Genomic DNA, 5,064 nt, shown 5'->3' with positions numbered 1-5,064 from the left:
TGCGCACGTAGCTGGCGCTTGTTACCGGGCGTCTACTGACCCCGCAGGAGCTGCCGAAGGCTGCGATCTTTTGACCTTGCTTTTGAAAATCAAAGGCAAAAGATCGCAGCCTGCGGCAGCTCCTACAGGGAATCGGTGGTGTCAGGTCTTTCGCAGGTGCAGTTGGCCTTGGCTGTTGGCGGTGACGCTCAGCGACTCATAACTGTCGATCGTCGCGTGGCGGGTGTCGAGCGGATGCTGGTGCGTTGTGGTGATGATCATCAGCGCCGCTCCGGCCGCTTCAGCAGCCTGGATGCCGACGGTGGCGTCTTCGAAAATCAGGCAATCGGCGGGATCAAGCCCCAGACGCTGCGCGGCCAGACGATAACCGGCCGGATCGGGCTTGCCTGCCGTCACATCCTCAGCGGTAACCATTACCGCAGGCTCGGCAATCCCCGCCGCCGCCATGCGGCGCAACGCCAGATCCCGAGGCGCCGAGGTCACCATGGCCCAACGCTGCGCAGGCAGGCTGTCGAGAAACGCCGCGGCCCCGGGAATCTGCACAATCCCTTCGACATCATCGATTTCCGCCTGCGCGATGAACGCCGCTTGCGCCTCGGCATCAACCCCCGGCAGGTTCAGCCGGCGGATGGTGTCGATGGCGCGGGCGCCATGGATGGTCGGCAGAAACGTTTGGACATCCACGCCGTGGCGCTCGGCCCACGCCGCCCAGACGCGCTCGGCAGCGGCAATGGAATTGAGGACGGTGCCGTCCATGTCGAACAGGAACGCGCCGAACGCGCGATCGAAGACGTTATCGTGAGCAGACAAAAGGTCGCATCCTTTGACAGAACTGGGCGGATTGGCCGGGCAATGTAGCATTTTTGCCCGGCGATTCGACCCGAAGACTCAGTGCAGACGCGCGGCCTTGGACTTGAACGCGCTGTCGACACAATCGAGCAACTGGCCGATGGCCCAGGGCTTTTTGATGAACGCCACCGGGTGCTTGACCCCGGAGGTCTCCGGCGTTTCATAACCGGACATGACCATCACCGGTTTGTCCGGCCAGCGTTCGCCGACCAGATTGGCCAGCCCCGCGCCGTTGATTTCACCGGGCATGGTGATGTCGGTCAGCAGCAGCGCGACTTCCGGCGCGTGCGCTTCCAGATACAGCTTGGCGGCATCCGCACTGGTTTGCGGCTCGACCTTGAAACCTTCCTCCTGAAGAATTTCGCAGAGAAATTCCAGAATCAACGGGTCGTCCTCAACCACCAGAATCAACCCGCCAGGAAGGTGCGCGCTCGGCGTCGGTGTTGGACTCATGAACTGGCACTCCCTGAATTGCATTAACGACTTAGCGGCTCAAATCCGCTGCTTATCAGGTATGAGCAGCGCGCCCTGCATAAATTCATTTTTGATACAGGTCTTTTCTTAACAGTGGTCAATGGCCTTGGCTGTCGGGCGTTCGTCAGGCGGCTTTTGTGGTTAAAATGCCGGCCCTTTTGCTTGCCGACCGTGACTGATGAACCCTGAAGCCCTCGCCACCCTCCGCGCCCACTTGTTGCCTGCACTGGCGGCCGCACCGAGCGAAACCCGTCGCCTGTTCCATGGTCGTGGACGTTGCTGGCCGGGGCTGGAGCAACTGACAGTGGACTGGCTGCAAGGCGTGGTGCTGGTCTCGCTGTTCAAGGAACCGGCACCGGAACAGCTCGAAGCGCTCAAGCACGTGCTGCTCGACCTCAGCACCTCGGCCGAGTGGCTGCAGTCCGGCGCCCACACCCTGCTGCTGCAACATCGCTATTTGCCGCAAAGCACCGCCGAATGGTTGCTGGGGGATGCCATCGACGAGATGAGCATCGTCGAGGGCGGCTTGCAATACCGCGTCGATCTGGGCCGCAAGCAGAACGCCGGGCTGTTTCTCGACATGCGTTACGGGCGCAACTGGGTGCGTGAACAAGCGGCGGGCAAACGCGTGCTGAACCTGTTCGCCTACACCTGCGGGTTTTCCGTGGCGGCGATCGAAGGTGGCGCCCGCCATGTGGTCAACCTCGACATGTCCCGCGCCGCGCTGAGCCGTGGTCGCGACAATCACCGCTTGAACGGGCATGACCTGAGCAAGGTGAGCTTCCTCGGCCACGACCTGTTCAAGTCCTGGGGCAAGGTGATCAACAGCGGCCCGTACGACCTGGTGATCATCGACCCGCCATCATTCCAGAAAGGCAGTTTCCTGCTGACCAAGGATTACCAGCGGGTGCTGCGTCGTTTGCCGGAATTGCTCACGGCAGACGGCACGGTGCTGGCGTGCATGAATGATCCGTCGTTGGGTTCGGACTTTTTGATTGATGGCGTGACTCAGGAGGCGCCAAGTCTGCGCTTTGAGCAGCGGCTGGAGAATCCGCCGGAGTTTCCGGATGTCGATCCCGAGAGCGGCCTGAAGGCGCTGGTGTTCAAACGTCTCGATTGACCTGACACCCCGCCAACACCGCTGATCCCTGTGGGAGCTGGCTTGCCAGCGATGGCGGTGTTTCTCGTAACGAGGATGTCAGCTGTGCCGCCCTCATCGCTGGCAAGCCAGCTCCCACAGGGGTTTGGTGGGTCAGGAAATGGGTGGACGCAACACCAGCGCAAACAGTTCACCATGCCCGTTCACGTTGAGCTTGTGATAGAGATTGCGCCGATGAACCTTCACCGTCTCCGGCGAAATTCCCATCTGCTGGGCGATGGCCTTGCTGGAGAACCCTTGCAGAATCAGCCGCGCGGTGTCGACTTCGCGCAGGGTCAGACGCGCGTCGAAGCGATCAAGCAGCGTCGCCAGATCCCCCGCCAGCGGCTCGGTGCCGGTCCCTTGCGGCGGCAATAGCTGCACGTGACGGCGCATCGCCGCCAGCACCCAGTCGCGCACGCACAACAGACGGCCCTGCTCGACCAGATCGAAAGCCGTCGAGCGCCCCAGCGACAGGCCCAGTACACCGCCCTCGACGTTGATCATGAACTGCAACTCGTCCTCACCGACCACCGAGCGAAAGTAGCTCTGGTAATACTCGCTGTGCAGAAACTGATCCGGCGCCACCGAAGCCAGACTGTGCAGGCCATCGGCGATGCCGGTCGAGGCGGTTTGGTAGAACGGATCAAGCAGGTACATCCCGGCGCTGTAGCTGGCCAGCTCTTCCTGCTCGTCGGCGCGGCCCTTGCTGTCGAAGTCGATCAGCAACTGCGGCGCCTGCCCCGCCTTCATCAGCGCCACCAACGCGTTGTCCAGCGGCACCAGCAGCCGCAGCGTGTCCACCAGCGCACGCCAGAAAGCGTCCTGGCCGACGGCGGCAAACACCCGCGCCAGACTTTGATGCACCGGCAACTCCTGCAACAACGCGTCCACGCACTACCCCTTTTGTGTAACCCATGATGGGAATGGGTCAGGCGCGCCCGCCCCGATAGGCTGAGCACTCCTGTCAATCACCGGCCTGCCGCAGGCCAGGAGTGCCGCATCATGCGTTGTCGTCGTGGCTATATCAACCGGGGCATCAACCTTGGCCTGCTCGCCTGTCTGGGCGTCACATTCGCTGCCAGTGCCGCCGACGCACCGAGCGTGCACGTCTACAACTGGTACGACTACATCGGCCCCACGACCCTGGCTGATTTCAAGCGCGACAGCGGTATTCAGCCGGTTTACGACACCTTCGACAGTGCCGAAGTGCTCGAAGGCAAACTGTTGACCAGCCGCAGCGGTTACGACGTGGTGGTGGCGAGCAACTTCAGCCTGCCGACGCTGATCAAGGCCGGCGCCCTCGCCCCGCTGCCGCGCGATCAACTGCCGGGCTGGAAGAATCTGGACAGCGATCTGCTGAGCAAACTGGCCAACAACGACCCCGGCAATCAATACGCCGTGCCTTATCTGTGGGGCACCAACGGCATCGGCTACAACGTCGACAAGGTGCGCGCCGCCCTCGGCGACAAGGCGCCGCTGGATTCCTGGGACCTGGTATTCAAGGAAGAGAACCTCGCCAAGCTTGGACAGTGCGGGGTGGCGATGCTCGACTCGCCATCGGAAATGCTCCCGGTGGCCCTGCACTACCTCGGGTTGCCGCCCAACAGCACCAATCCCGAGGATTATCAGAAAGCCGAAGCGCTGCTGCTCAAGTTGCGCCCGCACATTGCCTACTTCAACTCGTCGAAATTCATCAGTGACCTGTCCAACGGCAACATCTGCGTGGCGGTGGGCTGGTCCGGGGCAATGCTCGAAGCCAAGACCAACGCCGAGCAGGCCAACAACGGTGTGAAGATCGCCTACAGCCTGCCCAAGGAAGGCGCGCCGGTGTGGTTCGACACGCTGGGCTGCTTCTCGGCATCGAGCATCGCGCGCTTGCCGTTTTTCTGCAGCAGGTAGGTGTGGATCTGCTGCACTTCCAGCGAGCGGTAGATCGGTGTGGTGTCGATAAAACCGCGCAGGCCGTTGCTGCGGTAATGCCGGGTGCTCATCAGCACCTGGGTTTCGCGAGCGCCGATCACCTCGAACCCCAGCGCTTCGAAATACGGCACCTTGCCGACACTGCAGGTCAGTTCGGCATGCGGGTAACGGCTGACCATCTCGCCGATCATCGCCCGCGCCACGCCCTGGCGCCGATAGCCTTCACGCACGGCCATGTAGGCAACGCTGCACGCTTCCCAGTCGCCCTGCACCGGCAGGTACAAGAGGAAACCGGTGACCTGCTCCGGATCATCCTCAGCCGTCGCCACCAACAACTCCACCTCGGTGCCCTTCTCACCGTTCAGCGCCTCCAGATACAGATGCACCTCATAACCGACCGCGTACTGATAGACGTTGTACAGCAGGTTGCTCGGGCCAAGACCGACCGCGCTGATGTCGGTCAAGTAATCGACCACCAGTTGCAGAATCTGGCTGTTGACGCTTTCGGGGCATGGGGTTTTGTAGTGGGTGATACGTGACATGACGGGTGAACTCCGGCGAAAAACCGCGCCATCATACCCTGTCCCGACGCCTGCTCTGTGTAGGAGCTGCCGAAGGCTGCGATCTTTTGGCTTTATAGAAGCAAGATCAAAAGATCGCAGCCTGCGGCAGCTCCTACA

5 protein-coding genes and 1 pseudogene are annotated in these 5,064 nt (G+C 61.8%); 2 read left to right on the top strand and 4 right to left on the bottom strand.

Features of this window, described 5'->3' with window-relative positions; all coding sequences use genetic code 11:
• Nucleotides 1–141 precede the first annotated feature (141 nt).
• Together HXW87_RS14755 and HXW87_RS14750 are read right to left on the bottom strand one after the other, a co-directional pair.
• Entirely contained in the window at nucleotides 142–810 is a 669-nt protein-coding gene (locus HXW87_RS14755) for an HAD-IA family hydrolase (protein ID WP_239776435.1), read from the bottom strand.
• 78 nt (nucleotides 811–888) lie between these two features.
• Nucleotides 889–1,302, bottom strand: a complete 414-nt coding sequence (locus HXW87_RS14750) for a response regulator (protein ID WP_041062997.1) — start codon at nucleotides 1,300–1,302, stop codon at nucleotides 889–891.
• 199 nt (nucleotides 1,303–1,501) lie between these two features.
• Here HXW87_RS14750 and HXW87_RS14745 point away from each other — a divergent pair, with 199 nt between their 5' ends.
• Nucleotides 1,502–2,443, top strand: coding sequence for a class I SAM-dependent methyltransferase (locus HXW87_RS14745; RefSeq protein ID WP_239776434.1), 942 nt, complete (start codon nucleotides 1,502–1,504; stop codon nucleotides 2,441–2,443).
• Between the two features lie 132 nt (nucleotides 2,444–2,575).
• On the opposite strand, the gene HXW87_RS14740 is transcribed toward HXW87_RS14745, so the two are convergent.
• Nucleotides 2,576–3,355: a LuxR C-terminal-related transcriptional regulator gene (locus tag HXW87_RS14740; RefSeq protein ID WP_239776433.1), complete on the bottom strand. Its 780-nt coding sequence runs from the start codon at nucleotides 3,353–3,355 to the stop codon at nucleotides 2,576–2,578.
• 111 nt (nucleotides 3,356–3,466) lie between these two features.
• Between HXW87_RS14740 and HXW87_RS14735 the strand changes: the two are divergent.
• Nucleotides 3,467–4,309, top strand: a pseudogene (locus tag HXW87_RS14735) (extracellular solute-binding protein); the annotation flags it as partial.
• Here HXW87_RS14735 and HXW87_RS14730 read toward each other — a convergent pair.
• The gene (locus HXW87_RS14730; RefSeq protein ID WP_239776432.1) at nucleotides 4,264–4,926 is read right to left on the bottom strand and encodes a GNAT family N-acetyltransferase; all 663 of its coding nucleotides are present in this window, start codon (nucleotides 4,924–4,926) and stop codon (nucleotides 4,264–4,266) included. The pseudogene HXW87_RS14735 and the gene HXW87_RS14730 sit on opposite strands and share 46 nt — an antisense overlap.
• Between the last annotated feature and the right edge of the window lie 138 nt (nucleotides 4,927–5,064).

Source organism: Pseudomonas sp. Y5-11 (assembly GCF_022368695.1).
Lineage (GTDB): Bacteria > Pseudomonadota > Gammaproteobacteria > Pseudomonadales > Pseudomonadaceae > Aquipseudomonas > Aquipseudomonas parakoreensis.
The sequence above is the reverse complement of the archived record's forward strand: the minus strand, read 5'-3'. Positions and strand labels throughout refer to the sequence as shown.